General features: G+C 62.5%; 15 protein-coding genes. 13 read left to right on the top strand and 2 right to left on the bottom strand.

Features of this window, described 5'->3' with window-relative positions; all coding sequences use genetic code 11:
- The first annotated feature begins 332 nt into the window (after positions 1–332).
- The 9 genes from CO656_RS19595 (at position 333) to exoR (ending at position 13,919) form a co-directional block, all read left to right on the top strand.
- On the top strand, positions 333–2,756 hold the full coding sequence (locus CO656_RS19595; protein ID WP_179864802.1) for a ComEC/Rec2 family competence protein: 2,424 nt from the start codon (positions 333–335) through the stop codon (positions 2,754–2,756).
- Between the two features lie 207 nt (positions 2,757–2,963).
- Positions 2,964–3,932 (top strand): tonB-system energizer ExbB, encoded by a 969-nt coding sequence (gene exbB / locus CO656_RS19590; RefSeq protein ID WP_097526824.1) that lies wholly within the window; start codon positions 2,964–2,966, stop codon positions 3,930–3,932.
- A gap of 6 nt (positions 3,933–3,938) precedes the next feature.
- Positions 3,939–4,364, top strand: a complete 426-nt coding sequence (gene exbD / locus CO656_RS19585; protein WP_097526823.1) for a TonB system transport protein ExbD — start codon at positions 3,939–3,941, stop codon at positions 4,362–4,364.
- A 215-nt stretch (positions 4,365–4,579) separates the two neighbouring features.
- A complete protein-coding gene (locus CO656_RS19580) occupies positions 4,580–5,239 on the top strand; it encodes a protein-L-isoaspartate O-methyltransferase (RefSeq protein ID WP_097526822.1) in 660 nt (219 codons plus the stop codon).
- A gap of 281 nt (positions 5,240–5,520) precedes the next feature.
- Positions 5,521–6,888, top strand: coding sequence for an outer membrane channel protein TolC (gene tolC / locus CO656_RS19575; protein ID WP_097526821.1), 1,368 nt, complete (start codon positions 5,521–5,523; stop codon positions 6,886–6,888).
- A 266-nt stretch (positions 6,889–7,154) separates the two neighbouring features.
- Positions 7,155–7,979, top strand: coding sequence for a PopZ family protein (locus CO656_RS19570; protein ID WP_097526820.1), 825 nt, complete (start codon positions 7,155–7,157; stop codon positions 7,977–7,979).
- A 204-nt stretch (positions 7,980–8,183) separates the two neighbouring features.
- Complete coding sequence (locus CO656_RS19565; protein ID WP_097526819.1) at positions 8,184–11,024, top strand: valine--tRNA ligase; 2,841 nt, start codon at positions 8,184–8,186, stop codon at positions 11,022–11,024.
- 439 nt (positions 11,025–11,463) lie between these two features.
- Positions 11,464–12,666, top strand: a complete 1,203-nt coding sequence (locus tag CO656_RS19560) for an OmpP1/FadL family transporter (RefSeq protein ID WP_097526818.1) — start codon at positions 11,464–11,466, stop codon at positions 12,664–12,666.
- 449 nt (positions 12,667–13,115) lie between these two features.
- A complete protein-coding gene (gene exoR / locus CO656_RS19555) occupies positions 13,116–13,919 on the top strand; it encodes an exopolysaccharide production regulator ExoR (RefSeq protein ID WP_037422955.1) in 804 nt (267 codons plus the stop codon).
- 175 nt (positions 13,920–14,094) lie between these two features.
- Here exoR and xth read toward each other — a convergent pair whose 3' ends face one another.
- Positions 14,095–14,877 (bottom strand): exodeoxyribonuclease III, encoded by a 783-nt coding sequence (gene xth, locus CO656_RS19550; protein WP_097526817.1) that lies wholly within the window; start codon positions 14,875–14,877, stop codon positions 14,095–14,097.
- 196 nt (positions 14,878–15,073) lie between these two features.
- Here xth and CO656_RS19545 point away from each other — a divergent pair, with 196 nt between their 5' ends.
- Positions 15,074–16,537 (top strand): phosphatidylserine/phosphatidylglycerophosphate/cardiolipin synthase family protein, encoded by a 1,464-nt coding sequence (locus tag CO656_RS19545; protein WP_097526816.1) that lies wholly within the window; start codon positions 15,074–15,076, stop codon positions 16,535–16,537.
- An 18-nt stretch (positions 16,538–16,555) separates the two neighbouring features.
- Here CO656_RS19545 and erpA read toward each other — a convergent pair whose 3' ends face one another.
- Entirely contained in the window at positions 16,556–16,888 is a 333-nt protein-coding gene (gene erpA, locus CO656_RS19540; RefSeq protein WP_037384536.1) for an iron-sulfur cluster insertion protein ErpA, read from the bottom strand.
- A 193-nt stretch (positions 16,889–17,081) separates the two neighbouring features.
- On the opposite strand from erpA, the gene CO656_RS19535 reads away from it, so the two are divergent.
- From CO656_RS19535 to CO656_RS19525, 3 genes are all read left to right on the top strand, one after another.
- A complete protein-coding gene (locus CO656_RS19535) occupies positions 17,082–18,299 on the top strand; it encodes a deoxyguanosinetriphosphate triphosphohydrolase (protein WP_097526815.1) in 1,218 nt (405 codons plus the stop codon).
- A 99-nt stretch (positions 18,300–18,398) separates the two neighbouring features.
- Positions 18,399–20,159: an arginine--tRNA ligase gene (gene argS, locus CO656_RS19530; RefSeq protein ID WP_097526885.1), complete on the top strand. Its 1,761-nt coding sequence runs from the start codon at positions 18,399–18,401 to the stop codon at positions 20,157–20,159.
- A gap of 63 nt (positions 20,160–20,222) precedes the next feature.
- Positions 20,223–23,231: an SPOR domain-containing protein gene (locus CO656_RS19525; RefSeq protein WP_097526814.1), complete on the top strand. Its 3,009-nt coding sequence runs from the start codon at positions 20,223–20,225 to the stop codon at positions 23,229–23,231.
- The last annotated feature ends 85 nt before the right edge of the window (positions 23,232–23,316 follow it).

Below are 23,316 nucleotides of genomic sequence, written 5' to 3'. Positions count from 1 at the left end.
TCTTTTGGCGCTGTGGCACGTCGTCCTGGCCACCAAATTAAGCGTTGCGAATTTGCTATATGATTTACTTTCGACTGCCAAGCTGTACGAAAGGCAAATTGTGCGATGCGAAAATGTGCATATGGCGGCGCAACAATCGCATGGTATGGCAATATATCCGCAAAGATCAATGATCGCTAATCTCACGGTTCAGGCAGGTCAGTTCAGATCTGCCTATTTTTTCGGCAGATAGTCTTGCGATTGCAATAAGGTTCCTTTGGTTGCAGGATCGGTGCGGGCGGCCAGAGGGGGCAGAGCAGGGCGAAATGCGGGAGGGGGAGGGACCGGCAGTGATGCGCGACGCGGAGCGCGGCGCATGGAGCCTGTCAGCCGCCGACTTGGTCGTCGATACTCGCGAAAACCCGCAGATCAAGGCGCACACAGCTCCCCTCGCAAGGCTCGATCGCCGCTCTTCTGTCAGCCCCTTTCGTTTTCCAGCAGCCGCCGTTGCTGGTTCTCTGCGCGCGATGCTGCGCGAGGAAGACGATTTCGGCCATGGCTTTGCGTTGGTTCCGGTGCTTCTGGCGCTCGGGGCGCTTATCTGGTTTTCGCTGCCGGAGAACGTCGGACTTGCCAAACTCGCACCGCTGCTTTGCGTTTTCGGCATATCTACATTGCTATGCCGGGGGAAACTGCGTGCGTGGCGGCCGCTCCTGCTCGCGCCAGCAATCCTTGTCGCTGGCATGCTGCTTGCGGTGATCGAAACGCGCCGTGTCGACACGATCGTCCTTGATGGCCCGGTGACGACGAACCTGCGCGGCACCGTGCTCTCGCGCGAGCCGGACGACAAGGGGCGGTGGCGCTACCTGGTCGAGATCGTCGGCACCTCCGAGCCGAAGCTCCGCAAGCCGCCCGGGCAGGCGACGCTGGTGGCCCGCAGTCGCCACGAGCCCTTCGCCATCGGCGCGGCCATCGAAGGCAAGGTTCGTCTCTCGCCGCCGTCCGGACCGGCGCTGCCGGGCCCCAACGATTTCGCCTTCGGTGCCTATTTCAAGGGCGTGGGCGCCGTCGGCTTTTTCTACGGTGCGCCGCGCAGGCCGGCGGACGGCAACGGCGATCTGTCGCTCTCGTTGCAGATGGACGCCCGCCTTGCGGCTTTGCGCGAAGGGGTGGGCAATCGGATTCGGGCGGCAATCGGCGGCGACACCGGCGCCATCGCTGCCGCATTGGTGACCGGCGAGGAGCGTGCCATCAGCCGGGAAACGGTCGAGACGCTGCGGGCCGCCGGCCTTTCCCACGTCCTGGCGATTTCCGGGCTCAATATGGTGCTGGCGGCGGGCACCTTTCTCATCGGTGCACGAACCCTGCTGAGCCTGGTTCCCGGCCTGGCGGCGAAGCGCCCGATCAAGAAATACGCGGCCACAGGCGCGCTCACCATGGTCTTCCTTTATATTCTGATTTCCGGCGGTGCAGTGTCGGCGCTCAGATCCTGGATCATGATCTCGATCATGCTTGTCGCCGTTCTTTTCGACCGAGTCTCGATCAGCCTGCGCAATGTCGCGCTTGCCGCTCTGATCATCATTGCGTGGTCGCCCTCGGCCGTTGCCGGTCCCGGTTTTCAGATGTCTTTTGCCGCGACGCTGGCGCTCGTGGCCGGCTACGCTCGCTGGCGCGACCATCGGCTGCGGAATGCAGAGGAAAGGAGCTCTTGGCGGAGCCTCGGCCAGGTTTCCGGTCCCGTCGTGGCCACGGTCGCGACGTCGCTCATCGGCGGGTTGGCCACTGCCGTCTATGCAGCAGCGCATTTCCAGCGGTTGCCCGCCTACGGACTGCTCGCCAATGTCCTGACGACACCGCTGATCGGCATTCTCATCATGCCCTTCGGACTCTTCGCTATGCTTCTCATGCCCTTCGGGCTCGAATATTACCCCTTGGTGGTCATGGGGCAGGGGCTGGATTGGATGCTTGCGGTCGCGCGCTATGTGGCGACACTCGACGGTGAGTGGGTCACTGGCCGCATCGGCCTCACAGGGTTCTTCCTGCTCGCATTCGGCGGCGTATTGCTCTGCGTGCTCAGAACCCGGCTCGCTTTCGCCGGCGCGGCGCTGATCGTCATGGGCGGGTTGTCCGTGGCACTGGAACGCCAGGCAGAACTGCCCTCGATTGCGATCTCCGAAGACGGACAACTCGTCGGCCTGATCACCGGCGAGGCGATCGCCACCAACAAGGCGCGGCCACCCGAGTTCATCTTCTCGCAATGGCAACGGGCACTTGCCCTCGAAAGCCATATTGCCCCGGTCAACGCGTCCGCTGCAGGCCGCCTCTCCAAGGAGGGCGTCGACCGCCGAGCGCGGACCGTGCCAGGCCCTCAGCCTGCCGGCAGAATGGCGAGTGGGGACGCGGTGTCTTATCTGGTTGCGGCCAAGCGGGGCGCATTTACTTGTCGCAAGGGCGAGTGGTGCGTCGGTGTAAGCAGGGAAGGCTGGACAATTGCCGTGGTTGAAGCGCCGGACGCCTTTGCAGACCTGTGCGGCCGCGTCGACCTAGTGGTGGCCGCAACGAGGCGGGCGTTGCCGGCCTGTTCGTCGGGCAAGACGCTGCTCGTGACAGGCAGAACCTTGCGGCAGACCGGCGCGATCGAGGTTTATGCCGACGCGGCGCAGCCTCAGCGCATGCGCGTCGTGAGGTCGTTTCCATCGACGCAGAGACCGTGGGAGCAGCACCGCCGCTATGATTGGCGCAGCGACAGTTTTTCCTCCGAAGCGCCTGCATTCTAGATCCTGAGCCCAAGAGACGAGGGTCTGCAGCGCCGTTTGGCGTTGCCTCTCGATTATTCCTGATTATTCTACTCCAGTATTCTTGTCATCCGGACCGGCATTGCGTAAAGACCGTGCCGGCGAGGAATCCTGGCGCCTTCGGCCAGCGACCTCGATTGCCCGAAGCGCCGACGTCGATCGGAAGCGCACGAAATAGTGAGGAACGAGATGTCGAATCGGAGCCGGCCGACCCAGACCATGTTGCTGGCGGCGACACTTGCCATTTTCCTGTCCGGCCCATGCATGGGCGTAGCCCAGACAGCACCATCGGCGCCGGTCGGGGAGCAGACCGTTGCCCCGCTGCCGGAAGAGGCTGGAAGCAGCCCGGTCCCCGTAACTACGCCAGCGCCGGCCGAAGGTGACGCGGTCGCCGCCGGAGGCGCGCCAAATCTTCCGCACGACCTGTCGCCGGTCGGTATGTTCCTCGCCGCTGACGTGGTCGTCAAAAGCGTGATGATCGCGCTTGCCCTGGCCTCGGTGGCGACTTGGGCGATTTTCTTCGTGAAGACCCTGGAACTGGCCTTTGCGAAGGCGCGGATGAACCGCGCGGTTCGGGCGTTGATGGCCGCAAACGGTCTGGCAGAGCTGAAGCTTGACCGCAAGGCAGGTGCGGCGGGCGAAATGATCGCCGCCGCCGTCGATGAGATGTCCCGTTCCGAAGCGGTCCTGGATCAAGCGCCGGCGGCAGGCGTCAAGGAGCGCGTCGCCTCGCTGCTCTCCCGCATCGAAATCCGCGCCGGCAAGAGGATGAGCGCAGGCACCGGCGTTCTGGCTTCGATCGGCTCTGTCGGTCCCTTCGTGGGTCTGTTCGGCACGGTCTGGGGGATCATGAATTCCTTCATCGGCATCAGCAAGGCGCAGACGACCAATCTGGCAATTGTCGCGCCAGGCATCGCCGAAGCTCTGCTGGCGACCGCCATCGGGCTTGTCGCTGCCATTCCGGCAGTGGTGATCTACAACTACTTCGCCCGCTCGGTCGGCGGATACAAGCTCATCCTGGCGGATGCCGCCGCCGCGGTGGAACGGCTGGTGAGCCGCGATCTCGATCACCGCCACATCCGCAAGCCGCAGCCGCAGCCGCGCCGGCAGGACGGCTACGGCCATGGTGCCGATGCGTCGATTGCCAGGATCGGGTGAGCGGACATGGCGGGACGGATATCCGAAGGCAGCGGCGACCTCGACGAGAACAGCGAGATCAACGTTACACCGTTCATCGACGTGATGCTGGTTCTCCTGATCATTTTCATGGTGGCTGCGCCGCTGGCGACGGTCGACATGAAGGTAGACTTGCCGCAATCGGTCGCCACGCCGACGCCGCGTGACGACAAGCCGGTGTTCGTGACCTTGAAGGCGGATCTCTCGCTGGCGATCGGCAATGAGGAGACGGCACGTGACGCCTTCGTGGCGGAGCTCGATCGAATCGCCAAGGGAAACAGGGAAACCCGCGTTCTGCTTCGCGCCGACCGGCTCGTCGACTATGGCGAGCTCATGAGCGTCATGAACCTTATACAGGGAGCAGGCTACGGGAAGATCGCCCTTGTCGGGCTCGAGGCCGCTCCCGGACGTTGACGATCCCCGTCGCACTGAACGCGCCAACCAATCGCATTCGAGCCGCCGGCCGTCGCGCCGGCGGCTTTCCTTTTTGCGGGCCGAATGCCGCGGTCGCTTGAAACCGGCGGTGCGGCGAATTATGAGCTTAGGCAAGAGGCTCTCACGCAGCCTGGATAGATCGCGCGGGGTTCCGGGATGGCGGCGCCGCGCCCATTCGCACACGAGGCAGTATCATGAACTTCGAAGCAGCGCGCATTAAGATGGTGGACAATCAGATCCGGACGACGGATGTGACCTCCCATTCGGTTCTGACTGCCTTCCTCTCCGTGCCGCGCGAGGAATTCGTGCCGGCGAAGATGAAGGAACTCGCCTATATCGACATGGATATCGAGCTCGTCGGCGGCGCCACCCCGCGCTACCTCATGGAGCCGTCTCCGCTGGCAAAGCTGCTGCAGCTCGCCCAGATCACCAAAGCCGACAAGGTGCTCGAGATCGGTTCCGGGACGGGCTATGCTTCCTCGCTGCTGTCGCTGATCGCCGGCTCGGTCGTGGCGCTGGAGAGCGACGAGGCGTTGGCGGCCGCAGCGACTGAGACGCTGGCGCGGCTCGGCTATGGCAGTGTCAAGGTCGTGGGCGGCGATCTTAGCAAGGGGTATGCTGCCGAAGCGCCCTATGACGTGATCTTCATCAATGGTGCGGTCGAAACGATTCCCGCTTCCCTTTTTGAGCAGCTTCGCGACGGCGGCCGACTGGTCGCCGTGGAAGGGTTTGGTAACGCATCGCGTGCGAAACTCTATGTGCGAGAATCGGGCAGGACTTCCGAGCGATCCGATTTCAATACGTCCGTAAAGCCGCTGCCTGGGTTCAATCGCGAGCGGTCCTTTATTTTCTGAGGTGCCACTTATTGAGGCGTCTCAGCACGCACATCTTTTGCTGAAATCTGCAATGTTGCCAATCGGCAACGTGTCATGTGTTTCTTTTTGAAATGCCCCCCTCGCATGCAGTGTACGGTTGTCGTAAGGTCGAATCCGGGGTTCAAAGTGGAACGATGTGGTGATTTGCCCGCCGAGGGGCGGCAGGGCGGATTGCCGCATGGGGATTGAACAGGCCGCCCATGGGGATTTGGTCTGCTGGAAATTGCCGGGTGCGTGCCGCCCGGCTGAACGGAGGGAAGATGGTGTCGATTGTCCGCAAAGCAGCCTTGTGGGCGGCTGTCTCGACCAGTGTATTGCTTGCGCCGCACGCCGTGCTCGCTGAGACGATCTTCGGGGCAATGGCCAAGGCCTATGCGAACAATCCGGATCTCAATGCGGCGCGCGCCGGCCTGCGAGCCACCGATGAGGGCGTTCCGATCGCCAAGTCCGGTTACCGCCCGCAGGTTTCTGCCTCTGCAACCGGAACGCTGACGCGCCTCGAAAGAGAGGACGGAACTCGTAACTTTCATGACGGGCAAGTCGGAATTTCAATCACGCAGACGATCTTTGACGGATTTCAGACCTTGAACAACGTCAGGGCGGCGCAGTCGGATGTGTTCTCTGGGCGAGAAACGCTGAAGGCCAACGAGATCCAGATTCTTCTGTCGGCTGCCCAGTCCTATGCGAATATCGCCCGCGACCAGCAGATCGTCTCCATCCGCCGTCAGAACCTCGCCTTCCTCCGCGAACAGTTGAATGCCGCCCAGGCTCGCCTCGATGTGGGCGAGGGCACTCGGACCGACGTGAGCCAGGCGGAAGCCGAACTCGCCAACGCGCAGTCGCTGCTCGTCGCTGCGGTTGCCCAATTGAAGCAGAGCGAAGCGGTCTATGTTCAGATCGTAGGCGCCGCCCCGACGGGTATCCGTCAGCCCCGTCCCGCAACGAAGGGCATGCCGAGATCTCTGGATCAGGCGGTTGCCACCGGCTTACGGGAGAACCCGCAGATCCTCGCAGCGCAGTACAATGTCGATTCGGCGGGCTTCCAGGTGAAGTCGGCCGAGGGCACGATGCTGCCGGGTGTCGTTCTTCAGGGGTCGGTCACACGCAACACCGGCAATTCAGGCGACGGCATTGACGATACAACCGCGAGCGTCACCGCCCGTCTCGAGGTGCCAATCTACCAGGGTGGCGCCGAATACGGCCAGATTCGCCAGGCCAAGGAAGTTCTTGGCCAGCAGCGCATCCTCGTCGACTCCGCCCGCGCCTCGGTGCAGCAGACGGTTGTCTCCGCCCATGCGCAGCTCGAATCCGCGCTTGCCCGGATCACCGCCAGCAGGTCGCAGATCTCGGCCGCGAATCTCGCTCTGGAAGGTGTCATCGAAGAACGCAAGGTCGGCCAGCGCACCACGCTCGACGTGCTCGATGCGCAGCAGGACGTTCTGGATGCGCAGGAATCGCTTGCCGCCGCCCAGCGCGATGCCGTCGTGGCGAGCTACGCCCTGCTTGCCGCCATGGGCAAGCTGACGGTCGCGGTTCAAGGCCTGCAAGTCGCCGAGTACCGTCCGGAACAGCACTACGAAGCCGTCAAGGACAAGTGGTTCGGCCTGCGTACCGTTGACGGACGCTAAAGTTTCCGCCGCATCGTTCTCCTTAAACCGCCTTCGGGCCAAGGAAAGGGCTGATGCCGCAAAGTAGTATGGCGTGCCGTGGGCGACCATCGGCGCGCCATTTGCTTTCGCAACCTTTGCACCTCCTTCAAAAAACAAATCTGTGCAAGAATTTCCTCAGCTGATTCGCGACATTTGTTTCGTTCGCGAACTCACATAAGGTTCGTTCGAAATCGGCACGCGGACCGCTTCTGAGACGCGCCTGTCCGCAGCAAACGAGGATTGAAATGGCACAGCTCAATGTCGCACGAGAACCTTCGATGGATGAGATCCTGGCATCCATTCGCAAGATCATCGAGAACAACGAGCCTGGTCTGGCCGGCGCCTCTGTACCGCAAACCTTCGAGGACGGCCCGGACGACGAGATCGAGCTGACGATCGACTCCGAAATCGATGCTGCGGCATTCGCTTCGTCCGAACACCACCTTCCGTCGCGCATCTCCCTGTCGGACGCCGAGCCGGCCAATGGCGGCGCGGGGGCGGCAACGGCATCCGCTTCGTCGCCCCTTTCGCTTGCCGACGTCGCCGCGCGCGTGCGTGCGGCCTCCGAACGGCATGCGTCGCATTACGCTGCCAAGGAGGCCCCGATCCCCGAGCAGCCCAGTCTGGCAGAAAGAAGTCCGCCGGAAAAATCGGCAGTGGACAGCCCGCTGATCACATCACGGATGGCGGCTGTGTCGTTTTCGAAAGCGCCCTCGGCCGCTACCGAGCAGCTGCCCGAAAGCGCGTCGCCGCACAGCCTTGCCGAAGAGCCCGAGGCGATGGCGGCCGTCCCGCCGGCGCCGGCCCACTCCTCCGCTCCGGAGGTGGCCCAGAGAGGCGACAAGGAGGCCGGGGCGATCGTATCGCCCTCCGTCGGCCGACAGGTGGCGCGTGCTTTTGAAGATCTGGCCCACGCGGTGGACCACGGACCGCGGCGGTCTTTCGACGAGATCGCCGAGGCGATGCTCCGGCCAATGCTGCAGGAATGGCTCGACGACAATTTGCCGACGCTGGTCGAGCGATTGGTGCGCGAGGAGATCGAACGGGTCGCGCGCGGTCCCCGGCGCTAAAACCGTTGCGGAGCGCCTAGGAGGCGACGGAACCGCTTCTGCGCCTTCCGGTGCATCGAGCCGTTTCAGAAAAGCTGCTGGCGGACATCCTTGAGTTGACAGGTCAAAGCCGTGATCGTCGCGGCTTTTTCCCCGTTTGTGTTGACTTGGACGGGCCGTTCCGGTTTACAAACCCTGACATCACTCTCGAAAATCGGTCAAAGAATGCTCGACAAGACCTACGATTCTGCATCCGTCGATCCGCGTATCGCCAAGACGTGGGACGATGAAAACGCGTTTCGTGCCGGCGCCGGCGCAAAGCCGGACTCCGAAACCTTCTGCATCGTGATTCCGCCGCCGAACGTCACCGGCTCCCTGCACATGGGCCATGCGCTCAACAACACGCTCCAGGACATCATGGTCCGCTTCGAGCGCATGCGCGGCAAGGATGTCCTCTGGCAGCCGGGCATGGACCATGCCGGCATTGCCACGCAGATGGTCGTCGAGCGGAAGCTGATGGAGAGCCAACAGCATCGTCGGCAGATGGGACGTGAGGCCTTCATCGACAAGGTCTGGGAATGGAAAGCCGAATCTGGCGGATTGATTTTCAATCAGCTGAAGCGGCTCGGCGCCTCCTGCGACTGGTCGCGCGAGCGTTTCACCATGGACGACGGACTCTCCGAAGCTGTCCTCGAAGTCTTCGTGACGCTCTATAAGGAGGGCCTCATATACCGAGATAAGCGGTTGGTGAATTGGGACCCGAAGTTGTTGACGGCGATTTCGGATCTCGAAGTCGAGCAGCATGAGGTCAACGGCCATCTCTGGTATCTGCGTTACCCGCTGGAACCTGGCGTGACCTATGAGTACCCGGTCGCGTTTGACGATGACGGAAGGGCCACCGAGTGGGAAACGAGGGACTACCTGGTCGTGGCGACCACGCGGCCGGAGACGATGCTCGGCGATAGCGGTGTCGCGGTCAATCCCGACGACGCCCGCTACAAATCGCTGATCGGCAAGCACGTGATCCTGCCCATCGTCGGACGCCGCATCCCGATCGTCGCCGACAGCTATGCCGATCCGACGGCCGGCACGGGTGCCGTTAAGATCACGCCTGCGCATGATTTCAACGATTTCGATGTCGGCAGGCGCGCGGGACTTCGAGCGATCAACATCATGACCGTAGAAGGTCGGATCACCATCAAGAACAACGAGGACTTTCTCGAGGGCCTCGATGAACCGGCGGCCCTGCATGGCGCCTGGGATCAACTCGAGGGTAAGGACCGGTTCGAGGCTCGAGGCATCATAGTTCGGATCTTCGAGGAGGCTGGGCTGCTCGACAAGATCGAGCCGCACAAGCACATGGTTCCCCACGGCGACCGCGGCGGCGTGCCGATCGAGCCGCGCCTTACCGAACAATGGTATGTCGACGCAAAGACGCTGGCCAAGCCGGCTATAGCCTCGGTCAGGGAAGGCCGCACGAGCTTCGTCCCGAAGAACTGGGAGAAGACCTATTTCGAGTGGATGGAGAACATCCAGCCCTGGTGCATCTCGCGTCAGCTCTGGTGGGGCCACCAGATCCCCGCCTGGTACGGTCCGGACGGCCAGGTTTTCGTCGAGAAGACCGAGGAAGAGGCGCTGCACGCGGCAATTCAGCATTACATCGCGCATGAAGGACCTATGAAGGCCTATGTCGAGGACCTGCTTGAAAACTTCAAACCGGGCGAAATCCTGACGCGCGACGAGGATGTGCTCGACACCTGGTTCTCGTCCGCCCTCTGGCCCTTCTCGACGCTCGGCTGGCCGAGTGAGACGCCGGAGCTCGAAAAATACTATCAGACCGACGTCCTGGTCACCGGCTTCGACATCATCTTCTTCTGGGTCGCTCGGATGATGATGATGGGCCTGCATTTCATGAAGGACGCCGACGGCACGCCGGTCGAGCCGTTCCACACCGTCTATGTCCACGCGCTGGTTCGCGACAAGAACGGGCAGAAGATGTCGAAGTCGAAGGGCAACGTCATCGACCCGCTCGAACTGATCGACGAGTACGGCGCCGATGCGCTGCGCTTCACGCTGGCGATCATGGCGGCCCAGGGGCGCGACGTGAAGCTCGATCCGGCCCGCATCGCCGGCTATCGCAACTTCGGCACCAAGCTCTGGAACGCCACGCGTTTTGCCGAGATGAACGGCGCCACGAGCAGCGAGGGCTTCATTCCGGAAGCGGCCTCGCTGACTGTCAACCGCTGGATCCTGACCGAGCTTTCGCGCACGATCCGCGATGTCACCGAGGCGATCGAGGGATATCGCTTCAACGACGCGGCGGGGAGCCTCTATCGCTTCATATGGAACCAGTTCTGCGACTGGTATCTCGAACTTTTGAAGCCGGTCTTCGGCGGCGAGGACGAGACCGCCAAGCGCGAATCGCAGGCCTGCGTCGCCTACGTTCTGGACGAGACCTACAAGCTCTTGCATCCGTTCATGCCCTTCATGACGGAGGAGCTTTGGGAAAAGACCGGCGGTCCGGGGCGCGATCGCGCGACTCTGCTCTGCCACGCTGAATGGCCGGCGGCCTTCTACGCGGATGATCTCGCCGCGGACGAAATCAATTGGCTGATCGATCTCGTCTCCGGCATTCGTTCGGTCCGGGCGGAAATGAACGTCCCGCCGGCCGCAATGGCGCCGCTGGTCGTCGTCGGCGCCAAGGGTTTGACGAGCGAGCGGCTCGACCGGAACGGCCCGGCGATCAAGCGGTTGGCGCGGGTGGAGAGCATCGAGCACGCGGCGGTGGCGCCGCGTGGCAGCGCACAGATCGTGATCGGCGAGGCGACGGCCTGCCTGCCGCTCGGCAGCCTCGTCGATCTGGCGGCAGAAAAATTGCGCCTCGAGAAGGCAATTGCCAAGGTCGAGTCCGAGCGCGAGAGGATCCTCGGCAAGTTGGCCAACGAAAAATTCGTCGCCAATGCGAAGCCGGAATTGGTCGAAGCGGAGCGGGAACGCTTGGCCGAACTCAACCTGCAGAAGGACTCGCTCGGCGTTGCACTAAGCCGCGTGTCGGAAGCGGGTTAATCCAGTGCCAGCTTGGATATGAGAGTCCGCGGCAGAAATGCAGCGGACTTTTTCGTATCGAGGCAACTTCGAATCAATTTCCCCGCTGGTCGATCAAGCTCCGAATTACACGCGCGGGTTTTGTAGCGGCGTTTTCTCGCGGACAGCCGGCGGGTTGTTTTGCAAAAAGCAATGTTGTTGTCGTGACGTCACACACTGCTGGATTGTTGGAAAAAATTTCTATTATGAGCGAAGATCATACTGGTGGTGAGTAATAATTTTTTTGTTCCCCGGAATATGGCCGAATCATGAAACTCTTACGTAAATTTGATGACTGAATTCGTCGGCTTTAGCCCTCCGACCGCGAATTGCCAATCACGGCATCGTGACGAATAGTCAGCCCAAGTGCGGCGGCGCGAGGTCAAACGCCGCATTGATTGAAATGCAGGGGAGGAGCTGAATGGCTCGAAATAAACTGAAGAAGAGCATTCTCGCAGCGGTCGCCGGAGTGCTCGTCGCGTCGGCTGCGCAGGCTGGGGGGCTGGAGCGCAGCGGTTACAATATCGATCTCTTGTTCGACCCATCAGAGTACGCGGCGGAAGCGACTGCGACTTATGTCAACCCGCAACGCGAGCTGAAGGACGTGGAGGATATCAGGCCGGGCAATGGTGTCGGGTCAGACGGCATAGGCGGCGGCAGCACCAGCGTTCAGGATACAGAGAGTTATTGGGCGCCCCGCGTGGGCGTAAAGGCTGGTTTGGGTGACAGCGTTGACTGTATGGCGGACTACTCCCAGCCTTGGGGCGCCCATACCAACCCTGGCAGGAACTGGATGGGCGCCAACGACAATATCGAGACCAAGGTCGAAAGTGATAACTACGCGGCCACCTGTTCTTACAAATGGGATATGGGTCCGGGCTTTGTCCGTTTGATCGGCGGTGCGTTCTATCAGGAGGTTGGCGGCTTTAAAGAGCGGCTCGTCGCGCCTGGTGCCATCGGTCGGCTGGACTTGGAGGGTTCCGGGTGGGGTTGGCGAACTGGGGTGGCGTATGAAATTCCTGAATACGCAATGCGCGCCAGCCTAGTCTACAACAGCGCAGTCGATCTGGATGACCTATCCGGTACAATCGATCTGCGTCAGTTTGCGCCGATCGGCGTCAAGTATGACGTTTCCGGTTCTGCCTCGATGCCGGATTCGTTGGAACTCAAGGTGCAGACTGGTATTGCTCCCGGATGGCTGGCGTTTGGCTCAGTCAAGTGGACCGACTGGAGTCAACTCCAAGTCCTCAACTTTTGCCCAGCAACGGGATCTCCGCTTCCGTGCACAAGCCTCGATCTGCTCTATCAGGACGGTTGGACGATCACCGGGGGCATCGGCCACAAGTTCAACGATCAATGGAGCGGCGCGGTCAGCGTGGCCTGGGACCGCGGAACGAGCACCGGGATTGGTACGCAGACGGACACTTGGACGCTCGGCACGGCTGTTACGTATTCCCCAACGCAGAACGTCGAACTGCGGCTTGCCGGCATCGTCGGTATCCTGACCAGCGGGGAGTCAGGCCCTACGACCTATCAGGGAACGACCTACGGCAACGAAGCGACATACTCATTCGACAACGACTTCGTCGGCGCGATCTCCACATCGCTAAAAGTCAGGTTCTGATCTCCATCGATCAGCGTCTCAAGGCCCGGTTCTGCCGGGCCTTTCTTTTGTGAGAAGCGATCACTTCGGCCACTGCTTATAAGCAATCGCGAATGTGACGATTCAGCAACACATTTATTACTATGCTTTGCTAGTATCCGCCCCGTGTCGAGTATGTCCATTTCCCGCCACAAAATGGGAGCAGCGATAATGGCGACAAACGTGCGAGTGCTGTGTTTGCGTTTGAGGTGAACTGAGTTTGTGTGCCGCCATGACATCCCTTAGCAATTGGCGCTTGGCGCGTGGTCGGGCCGATATCGATCGCGACGGCGCTGACGCGCGCGGCAACCGAACGAGTCGACGGGCGCGTTGATAGGGCAGAACGCTAAAGCGGCACGGGGCCTGGGACTGGTCGATGTGCGTGGTGATTGGGTCGGCGTAGCCGGCTGGGACGGAAGAAGCTGATTGTGATGCGCGCGGGTGAACTAAAGTCGCTGAAAATGGCGGTGCTGGGCATGTCCCTGGCGGTTGGCGCCACCGCTGCAGGACCGGCGCGGGCCTTCGATCCCTCCGCGGGCGTGACGAAGGAATCGGGTCCGTTCGCACTCTTCAAGTTCGGCTTCTCCGCCTACAAGAGCGGTCGCAAGGACGAGGCGGTCGAAGCTTACCGCTATGCCGCCGAAAAGGGCCACACGGGGTCGCGCTGGGCGCTTGCCAACATGTATGCCTATGGCGACGGGGTCGCCGAGAACGATCTCGAAGCGTTCAAGATCTACAGCGAGATCGCCCAGCAAGGCGTCGAGCCCGGTTCCGAGGACACCGGCTATTTCGTCAACGCGCTGATCGCACTTGCCGGCTATTACCGCCGCGGCATTCCGGACAGTCCGGTCCAGGCGGACCTGCCGCAGGCGCGGCAGCTCTATTTCCAGGCGGCATCGACCTTCGGCATCGCCGAAGCGCAGTTCCAGTTGGCGCGGATGCTGCTTTCGGGCGAGGGCGGCACCGTCAATGTTCAGCAGGCCAAGAAATGGCTGAACCGGGCGCGCAAGAACGGCCATGCCGGTGCCATGGGTGTCTTCGGAAACGTCATCTTCCAGGAAGGCCAGACGGTGCGCGGCCTCGCCTATATGACGGCGGCGCTCGACCAGTGTTCGCCGAAGGACAGGCCGTGGCTCCAGTCCATGCAGGAGCAGGCGTTCTCGCTTGCGACCGAGGACGACCGCCGCGTCGCGATCGCCATGGCCCAGAACATGCATCCGCAGGCCGACGAATAGGCGGGCCGGGCCGGACCTGTAGTTCCAGCTGTCGCATGCCTTCTTAGATCGCAGGATCCAGCAGCGGCGCGTCCGCGTCGCGGAAGAGACTTTTCAGCCCAAAGACTTGGGCTGGCTGGATTCCTGTGACAAGCACAGGAATGAGGCTTCGGACGGGAAGCCCGGCGCTGCAGTGTCAAAAAGCAAATTCGGCAGCCACAGGCACGTGGTCGGACGGCTTTTCCCAGGCGCGGACATGCTTTTCGATCGATGTCGAAACCAGCTTGTCGGCGGCCTCGGGCGACAGCATCAGGTGGTCGATGCGGATGCCGAAATTCTTCTGCCAGCAGCCGGCCTGATAGTCCCAGAAGGAATAGAGCGGCACTTCATCCGTCGTCGCGCGTACGGCGTCGGTGAGGCCGAGATTGCGCAGCCGCCGGAAGGCCGAACGTGTCTCGGGCAGGAACAGCGCGTCGTTGCGCCACACATTCACGTCCCAGCAATCGTGGGCCTCGGGAATGACGTTGTAGTCGCCGGCGAGGATCAGCGGCTCTTCGAGCAGCAGCCTCTCCTTGGCGAAGGACGTGAGCCGCTGCATCCATCCGAGCTTGTAGGGATATTTCTCCGTGCCGACCGGATTGCCATTCGGCAGATAGAGGCAGCAGACGCGAATCGATCCGCCTGCAACGGAAAAGACGCCCTCGATGAAACGTGACTGCTCGTCGGAATCGTCGCCGGGCAGACCGCGGTTGACTTCGTCCGGCCGCAGCTTGGAAAGCAGCGCCACGCCGTTGAAGCCTTTCTGGCCGTGGGTTTCGATGTGGTAGCCGAGCGCCTCGATCTCCTCCCGCGGGAAGGCATCGTCGACCGACTTGATCTCCTGCAGGCAGGCGATGTCCGGGTTTGATGCCTTGAGCCAGGAAACGAGACCGTCGAACCGCGCCTTGACGCCGTTGATGTTCCAGGTGGCGATCTTCATGGGCCGCATCTGCCTTTCTTTTGTGGTCTCGCATTGGCGCCGAGTCGTTTTAGCGGCTGCGGTTTCTTTTGACAAATCTCCAGCGAGAGGCGGGATTGCCGCTAAGGAGGCCCATTTCCTTTGCGCGTTCGCTGAAGGAAATGCAGCCGTCGGTGGCGGAATTGATTCCTCATTCGGTCCGTCTATAGTCCCGCGCATGATCGCGTTCATCGAGAATTATTGGCCGCATTTCCTGGCGCTCCTGTCCTTCGCGCTGGGGGTGCCGGCGATCATCCATGCGGCCATGACGAAAGACGATGTCCGCGCCGCCGCCGGCTGGGTCGGCGTCGTTCTCCTCTCGCCGGTCATCGGCGCAGCCATCTATGCGGTCGCCGGCATCAACCGCATTCGTCGTTCCTCGATCGGCCTGCAGCGCTCGCTGCTGCGCACGAGCGGCCCGGACCCGTTTCTCGGTTCCGACGTCACGGATGAGAATGTTGCGGTTCGATTCGGGCAGCGATTCGCGGCCATGAAGATCCTTGGCGACCGCGTGTCGCGTTTCTCCATGTCGACCGGCAACCACATCACCACGCTCGAAGGCGGCGACGAGGTCTATGGGGCGATGCTCGAGGCGATCGCCGGCGCTCGCCGCAGCATCCTCTTCGAAAGCTATATCTTCGATCGCGATCAGATCGGGCTTCGCTTTGCCGATGCGCTGATCGCCGCGGTCAAGCGCGGCGTCAGCGTGCGGGTCCTGATCGACGCGGTCGGTGCCCGCTATTCGGTGCCGAGCATCGTCGGCTATCTCCAGGAGGGAGGCGTCACGACCGCCGTCTTCAACGGCAACATCATCATGGGCCTGCGGCTGCCCTATGCCAATCTCAGGACCCACCGGAAGATTGTCGTCGTCGACGGCGGGATCGCCTTCACCGGCGGCATGAACATCCGCGCCGGCTTCACCGCCGAGGTCGCCGGGATCGCCGCTTCCTACGACACGCATTTCCGCGTCGCCGGGCCGATCGTCGCTGACATCTTCCAGGTGGCGGCCGAAGACTGGCAATTCTCGAGCGGAGAGCTGCTGTCGGGCGAAGCCTGGCGGCTGGCGGATCTGGAGGAGCGGGGCGATGTGCCGTCGGTGCTGATGCGCGCCGTGCCCTCGGGACCCGACAGTACCAATGAGACCAACCACAAGATGCTGATGGGCGCCTTCTCGATCGCGCGTCGGCACATCCGGGTGATGTCGCCCTATTTCCTGCCGGATAGGGAGCTCATCAGCGCGCTGGTGACGGCTGCGCGACGAGGCGTCGAAGTCGACATCATCGTGCCGGCGGTCAACAATCTGACGCTTGTGGACCGCGCCATGACGGCGCAATTCGACCAGGTGCTCGAAGGCCATTGTCGCGTGTGGCGGGCGAAGGGAAGCTTCAACCATTCGAAATTGATCGTCGTCGACGGCCATTGGGCCTATGTCGGATCGAGCAATCTCGATCCGCGCTCGCTGCGGCTGAATTTCGAATTCGACCTCGAGATTCTCGATGACGCCTTTGCGCAGGCGATCAGCGAGAAATTCTGCGCTGTGCGCGAGATGGCCGCCGAGGTGACGCTCGCGAGCCTTGAAGCCGAGCCCATGCTCAACCGGCTTGCGAACCGCCTGCTCTGGCTGGGCTCACCCTATCTGTAGAGGCAATCGGAAAAGAGGCTAGACGGAGAAGCTTGTTCCGCAGCCGCAACTTGCAACGGCATTCGGATTCTTGATCTGGAAGGACTGGCCGAGCAGGTTGTCGACGAAGTCGATTTCCGAACCGCCCATATAGACCAGCGAGAGGCTGTCGATCAGCACTTTCGCATTGCCCTTCTCGAGAACCAGGTCGTCGTCGTTTTCCTTGTCCACCAAGTCGAACTTGTAGGAAAAGCCTGAACAGCCGCCGCCTTCGACGGAGACGCGCATTGCCGTCTTGTCATGCTCGGTCTGGAGTATGGCGGCGATGCGCCGGGCTGCCGCATCCGAAAGCGTCACTGTATCCTGCATCATGTCTGGCCTCCTGCCGGGGTCAAGAACCGGAGAGATTCGTCTGCAACCTGGCGCTACAATTGCTGGGCTCGAGAAGCAAGCCACGGGGATCAGCGGTGATTGATCAGCTATTCCCTCGTCGCTTTCCTGCAACGCATACTATAGGTATGAAGGCTTGAATGTCCCGTCAATGGGACGGCATCACAGGTGTGAAATGGCATTCGACAGACAGGCGCTCGGCTTCGGTTATGGTGAGCACGCGATCTTTGCTTCCAATCCCTGGGCATCACGCGGCCGGCTCTATCCCGAAGCTTCGAGTCCGACGCGTTCCGATTTTCAACGCGACCGCGACCGCATCGTCCACACCACCGCCTTCCGTCGCCTGAAGCACAAGACCCAAGTGTTCATTGCCGCCGACGGCGATCACTACCGCACCCGGCTGACGCACACGATCGAAGTCGCGCAGATCGCCCGCGCCCTGGCTCGGGCCTTGAAGCTCGACGAGGACCTGGCCGAGGGGGTGGCGCTGGTCCATGATTTCGGCCATACGCCCTTCGGCCATACCGGCGAGGATGCGCTGCACGAGGTGCTGAAACGCTATGGCGGCTTCGACCACAATGCGCAGTCGCTACGCATCGTCACCAAGCTCGAGCGCCGCTACGCGGAATTCGACGGCCTGAATCTCACCTGGGAGAGCCTCGAAGGACTGGTCAAGCACAATGGCCCGCTGATGACGCCGGAAGGCGAGGGCATCCGCGGACCGGTGCCGCAGCCGATCCTGGATTATTGCGCCGTCCATGATCTCGAATTGGCAAGTTTCGCAAGCCTCGAAGCCCAGGTCGCAGCAATCGCCGACGATATCGCCTATAATACCCATGACATCGACGATGGATTGCGAGCAGGGTACTTGACGCTCGACATGCTGGAGGAGGTGCCGTTCCTTGCCCGCCTGATGCGCGACGTGCACGACCGCTATCCCGGCCTGGACGATGGCCGCTTCACCCACGAGATCATGCGCCGGCAGATCACCGCAATGGTCGAGGACGTCATCGGCGTCGCCCAGGCGCGTCTGCGCGAAGTTCGACCCGAGAGCGCGAGCGACGTGCGCAAGGCCGGCAGGGTTATCGCCATGTTCTCCGAGGAGATGAGCGAGACCGACCGGCAGATCAAGAACCTGCTGATGACACGCATCTATCGCCACCCGGAGGTGATGCGCGTGCGGCAGGCGGCGGCATCGATCGTCACCGATCTCTATCGGGCGTTCATGGCCGACCCGCTGTTGATGAAGGAACACTACTGGATCGACCAGATCGCCGGGATGGCCGAGCCGGCCCGCGCGCGCCATGTGGGAGACTATCTCGCCGGCATGACCGATACCTTCGCGATCAGCGTGCATCGGCGCTTGTTTGACCACACGCCGGATTTGCGGTAGTGACGCGCCGCGCGGAGGCTGCAGGTTCCTACGGACCCGGCCTCCTTTTTGAGTTTTGCGCCATTCTCCAGGTGGACTGGGAAAGAGCGGATGGATCAGATGAACCTTTTCACAGACTTCGAATCAAGAGTTAAAAACATTCTGGAATCGCTTGATATCGTTCGTGAAAAGCGATCAGAGATCGATTTTGGACGGGTCAATGTGGAGCCGCCGCGTGACCTCAGCCACGGTGACGTGGCGACGAACGCGGCAATGGTCCTCGCAAAGTCGCTGGGCACGAACCCGCGCGCCCTTGCCGATCTCATCGTCGACAAGTTGCGCCAGGATCCGGAGGTCGCCGACGTGTCCGTTGCCGGGCCCGGGTTCATCAATGTCCGGTTGTCGGTCTCCTATTGGCAGAAGCTTCTTTCGGCGATGGTGCGGGCGGGCACGGATTTCGGACGCAGCACTATCGGTGCCGGGCGGAAGGTGAACGTCGAATATGTTTCGGCGAACCCGACCGGGCCGATGCATGTCGGCCATTGCCGCGGCGCCGTCGTCGGCGATGCCCTGGCGAACCTTCTCGCCTTCGCCGGCTACGACGTCACCAAGGAATACTACATCAACGACGCCGGCTCGCAGATCGACGTGCTCGCCCGCTCGGCCTTTCTGCGCTACCGGCAGGCGCTCGGCGAAGAGATCGGCGAGATACCGCCGGGGCTTTACCCCGGCGATTACCTCGTACAGGTCGGCGAGGCGCTTGCCGACGAATTCGGCACGAGCCTCAGGATCATGCCGGAAGACAAGTGGATGCCGCTCGTCAAGGAGCGCGTCATCGACGCGATGATGGCGATGATCCGTGAGGACCTGGCCGCGCTCAACGTCAACCACGACGTCTTCTTCTCCGAACGGATGCTGCACGACAATGGCGCAGCGCGGATTCGCACCGCGATCAACGACCTGACCTTCAAGGGACATGTCTACAAGGGCACGCTGCCGCCGCCGAAGGGCCAATTGCCCGAGGATTGGGAGGACCGGGAGCAGACGCTGTTCCGTTCCACCGAAGTGGGCGACGACATCGACAGGCCGCTCATCAAGTCGGACGGCAGCTATACTTACTTCGCCGCCGACGTTGCTTATTTCAAGGACAAGTTCGACCGAGGCTTCCACGAGATGATCTACGTCCTCGGGGCCGACCACGGCGGCTACGTCAAGCGCCTGGAAGCCTTGGCGCGGGCGATATCCGATGGCACGGCAAAGCTGACTGTATTGCTGTGCCAGCTGGTCAAGCTTTACCGGAACGGCGAGCCGGTGAAGATGTCGAAGCGCTCGGGCGACTTCGTGACGCTGCGGGACGTGGTCGATGAAGTCGGCCGGGATCCGGTCCGGTTCATGATGCTCTACCGGAAGAATTCGGAGCCGCTAGACTTCGACTTTGCTAAGGTGACGGAACAGTCGAAGGACAACCCGGTCTTTTACGTTCAGTATGCGCATGCACGCTGCTGCTCGGTGTTCCGCCAGGCGAAAGAAGCTTTCCCGGATCTCGACTTGCCCTCGATCGATCTTGCCGGTGCAGTTATCGGAGCGATCGTCGATCCTGCCGAATTGCAGCTCGTCGCCAAGCTCGCAGAATATCCTCGCGTCGTCGAGGCCGCAGCACTCTCGCAGGAGCCTCATCGAATCGCTTTTTACCTGTATGATCTTGCTGCAGCCTTCCACGCTCTCTGGAACAAAGGTAAAGAAAATCCGGAATTACGTTTTGTTAACGATAAGAACAGAGAATTAAGCATTGCCAGACTCGGGCTGGTGCATGCTGTCGCCTCGGTATTGAGGTCGGGTCTGTCCGTTACGGGCACCTCGGCGCCGGAAGAGATGCGGTAAGTAGTGTCACCATTTCCCCACAATGCGCTGGCAATTCAACGCAGGCAGTTGTGAGTGGAAACTATGGCAGACAAACAATTCGCACGAAGCGGGCCGGCAGAATTCGACAAATTGGCCGATGATGATCCGTTGAGCGAACTTGCCCGCATTGTCGGTTACGATGCTCGGCCAGCAGTTCAGCAACTGCAGGAGTTGCAGCGACACCAGGAGACGATCCGGCGCGATCCGGCCTTCGATCTCGAAGACGAGCTGCTGCGCGCATTCGACAGCTATGACGCCCCGCGCGCGGCACCGGTCCACCCCGATAGCGGGCTTGTCGAGCATCCGGCCGCGACTGCGGCGGGCTCGCCTGAGCCTGTACTGGAAAGCCGAGAGCCGGAAAGCCAAGCGCCGCTCATGGAGCCGTCGGCGCCGGCCGTAGAACGCGCTGCAGAACTCTCCGGCGAGCCGGTAGCGTTTTCTCCAGAAGAAGATCAGGTGCCGAGCGATCGCGAGGCGGATGTCTTTGTGACGCAGGACGTCGATTCCGCCGTCGATCTGGAACGCGAACTCGAACTGTCGCTCGGCTATGAAGATCTGTCGGCCGAGGCCGCGCCCGTTGGCGACGGCATGCAGCCGGTCCAGCAGCCCGAGACCCCGGACCTCCCGGTATTCGAAGACTGGCAGGAGCCGCTTGCCTCCAGGCTCGCTGCGGCCGGCAAGGCTGCCGAACGCGCCCATATCGCGGAACCGGTTTACTTGGATATGGCGGAGCCCGAACAGCCGCAGGAGGCAGCGGTCACCGAGGCGGTTGCTGCGCATGTGTCGCCGGCCCTGCCGCCCGAACCGGCGGCTCCCGAGCCCGTGGATCGGCTGCTCGCCGATGCGGAGCGCTTTCCGATAATGCCGATCGTCCCGGCTGCAGCCGTTGCGGCCGCATCGGTTGCCGCGCAGCCGGCGCCCGCTGTTTCCGCGCCTGTCGCAAAGAAGAACACTTACCCCTTTACGCCGATGTTCAGCCGCGCGACGCCCGTCGCGTCGGCAGCCGGTGCATCTCAGCAGCGCGCCTACGCCACTCCGATCCCGGCGCCTGCCGCCGTGCAGGCGCCGGCTCCGGCCGTCGCCCCTGAGGCGCCCGCCGTGCGGGAAGCGGAGTTCGCGCAAAACGTAGCGCCGCAGGCCGAGTCCGAGCCGAGCTTCGATCTCGATGATTTCGAGCTGGAACTCGCCGACATTGCGCTGGACATGGATCTGTTGAAAGACGACGCGCCGAAGGCAGCTGCGGAAGCGCCTCCGGCCGTGGGACATCCTGCGCTGGTGGAGCCGGAGGCTCAGCCGTTCCTGCAGGCGCTTGCTCCGGTGAACGCGCCGAAGGCAGTTGCCGAAGCGCCTCCGGTCGCAGGGCATCCTGCGCTGGTGGGGCCGGCGGCTCAGCCGTTCCTGCAGGCACTTGCTCCGGTGAGCGCGCCGGAACTGCGTCGCGAACAGGCGCCGGTGCCAGCAGTGGATCAAGCCCCCGGGGTTGCCGAGGCCGTAGAAACGTCATCGGAAAGTCCGCTGCCTTTCGATCCCGCCATGATCGGTGAGATGGAAAGCGGCGTCGCGCCGATCGCCGATCTCGATGTCCCGCAGCTTCCGTCGCTGGAAGCCGAAGAGAAACCGGTTTCCTATCCTGGCGATTTCGACCTCGATATCGACGCGGAAATGGCACAGCTCTTCAATACGCCGGCGCCGGCCGCAAAGAGCGGACGCTCGAGCCAGGCCGACGCCGCGCCCGCAGCGCGCGCCGGATCGGCGGGCAATGGCGGCGCGCCGCTCGCGTCGCTCGACGACTTCGAGGAATTCGAGAAGGCGATGGAAGAGGACTTCCAGCGTTCCATGTCGGAGCGCCGCAGCGCCGCGCAGGACGCCGAGCGGCTGGCGGCGATGCCGCGGGCCGAGAGCGAAGATTTCGCCGAACAGGGCTATGGCCGCCGCTCGCAGCGCACGATGCTGCTGGCTGCAAGCGTGGCCGGTGTCATCATCCTCGGCGGCGCCGCCGTCTACGCCTGGATGGGCGGAAGCAGTGCTGTCCTGTCGGGCGACGGCCCCAGGATCATCCTAGCCGACAAGGACCCGGTCAAGATCGTCCCGGAACAGAAGGGCGGCAAGACCGTGCCGAACCAGGACAAAGCGGTCTACGACCGGGTGGCCGGCGACCAGGGCACCGCTCCGCGCCAGGAGGCTCTGGTCTCCTCGACGGAAGAACCGATGGACGTGGTGCAGAGAACGCTGACGCCGGAATCCCTGCCGCTTGAAGGCAGTGAAAACGGGGACGCCTTGCCTGGCGTATCTCCGCCGGAAGAGGAAGAAGTCGCGCGTCTGACGCCTGATGCATCTGCGGACAATGCCGCTGCCGAAGAGGAAGCTGCCCCGGCTGTGGCGCCGCGCAAGGTGCGGACCATGATCGTCAAGCCGGACGGCACGCTCGTTCCCCGTGACGAGCCGACCGAAAGCGCCAGCGCGGCTACGGCTGCTGCTCAGCCCATTCCCGCCGATGCTTCGGCGGAGGCGGGCGCCTCCGGGTCTGAGGGCAAGGCAGCGGTCGCGGTGGCCGCAGCCGAGCTGCGCACCGCCGAAGAACCTGCCGCGCCGGCCGGGAAGGTCGCGCTTGCGGCACCGAGTGAGCCGGCCGGGAACGAGGTCGCGCCCGTCCGCAGCGTCAAGACGACGGCCGTCGGCAGCGAGCCGACCCCATCGGCGAAACCCGCCGCAGAAGCCCCTGCGGCTGCAGCGCCGGAAGCTAAGCCGGCCACGGAAACGGCGGCTGCACAGCCCGCCGCGCCGCTCGCGACCGCGTCCGTTCCGGCCGGCAGCTACGTCGTCCAGATTGCCTCGCTGCCCTCCGAGGCCGAGGCGCAGAAGAGCTACAACAATCTCTCGGCCAAGTTCGCGAGCGTCATCGGCGGCCGCGGAGTGGATATTCGCAAGGCGGAGATTGCCGGCAAGGGTACCTATTACCGCGTCAGGATACCGGCTGGTTCGCGGGAAGAGGCCAATGCCCTTTGCTCGCGCTACAAGAGCGCCGGCGGAAGCTGCCTCGTGACGAAGTAGCCGCGAAGGCTTGAAAGAAATTAGGCGGGCGCGGCAGCAATGCCGTGCCCGTTTCGTTACGCGCGATGCGCTTGCCTGTGCATGG

Origin of the sequence: Sinorhizobium sp. FG01 (assembly GCF_002531875.1) — a bacterium.
Classification (GTDB): Bacteria; Pseudomonadota; Alphaproteobacteria; order Rhizobiales; family Rhizobiaceae; genus Sinorhizobium; species Sinorhizobium fredii_C.
The sequence above is the reverse complement of the archived record's forward strand: the minus strand, read 5'-3'. Positions and strand labels throughout refer to the sequence as shown.

Excerpts from the sequence above, each read along its gene's own strand:
- erpA (WP_037384536.1), bottom strand. The coding sequence starts at position 16,888 with ATGATGCAGGATACAGTGACGCTTTCGGATGCGGCAGCCCGGCGCATC.
- tolC (WP_097526821.1), top strand. The coding sequence starts at position 5,521 with ATGGTGTCGATTGTCCGCAAAGCAGCCTTGTGGGCGGCTGTCTCGACC.
- CO656_RS19595 (WP_179864802.1), top strand. The coding sequence starts at position 333 with ATGCGCGACGCGGAGCGCGGCGCATGGAGCCTGTCAGCCGCCGACTTG.
- CO656_RS19570 (WP_097526820.1), top strand. The coding sequence starts at position 7,155 with ATGGCACAGCTCAATGTCGCACGAGAACCTTCGATGGATGAGATCCTG.
- argS (WP_097526885.1), top strand. The coding sequence starts at position 18,399 with ATGAACCTTTTCACAGACTTCGAATCAAGAGTTAAAAACATTCTGGAA.
- exbB (WP_097526824.1), top strand. The coding sequence starts at position 2,964 with ATGTCGAATCGGAGCCGGCCGACCCAGACCATGTTGCTGGCGGCGACA.
- CO656_RS19565 (WP_097526819.1), top strand. The coding sequence starts at position 8,184 with ATGCTCGACAAGACCTACGATTCTGCATCCGTCGATCCGCGTATCGCC.
- CO656_RS19545 (WP_097526816.1), top strand. The coding sequence starts at position 15,074 with ATGATCGCGTTCATCGAGAATTATTGGCCGCATTTCCTGGCGCTCCTG.
- CO656_RS19560 (WP_097526818.1), top strand. The coding sequence starts at position 11,464 with ATGGCTCGAAATAAACTGAAGAAGAGCATTCTCGCAGCGGTCGCCGGA.
- exoR (WP_037422955.1), top strand. The coding sequence starts at position 13,116 with ATGCGCGCGGGTGAACTAAAGTCGCTGAAAATGGCGGTGCTGGGCATG.
- CO656_RS19525 (WP_097526814.1), top strand. The coding sequence starts at position 20,223 with ATGGCAGACAAACAATTCGCACGAAGCGGGCCGGCAGAATTCGACAAA.
- CO656_RS19580 (WP_097526822.1), top strand. The coding sequence starts at position 4,580 with ATGAACTTCGAAGCAGCGCGCATTAAGATGGTGGACAATCAGATCCGG.
- xth (WP_097526817.1), bottom strand. The coding sequence starts at position 14,877 with ATGAAGATCGCCACCTGGAACATCAACGGCGTCAAGGCGCGGTTCGAC.
- exbD (WP_097526823.1), top strand. The coding sequence starts at position 3,939 with ATGGCGGGACGGATATCCGAAGGCAGCGGCGACCTCGACGAGAACAGC.
- CO656_RS19535 (WP_097526815.1), top strand. The coding sequence starts at position 17,082 with ATGGCATTCGACAGACAGGCGCTCGGCTTCGGTTATGGTGAGCACGCG.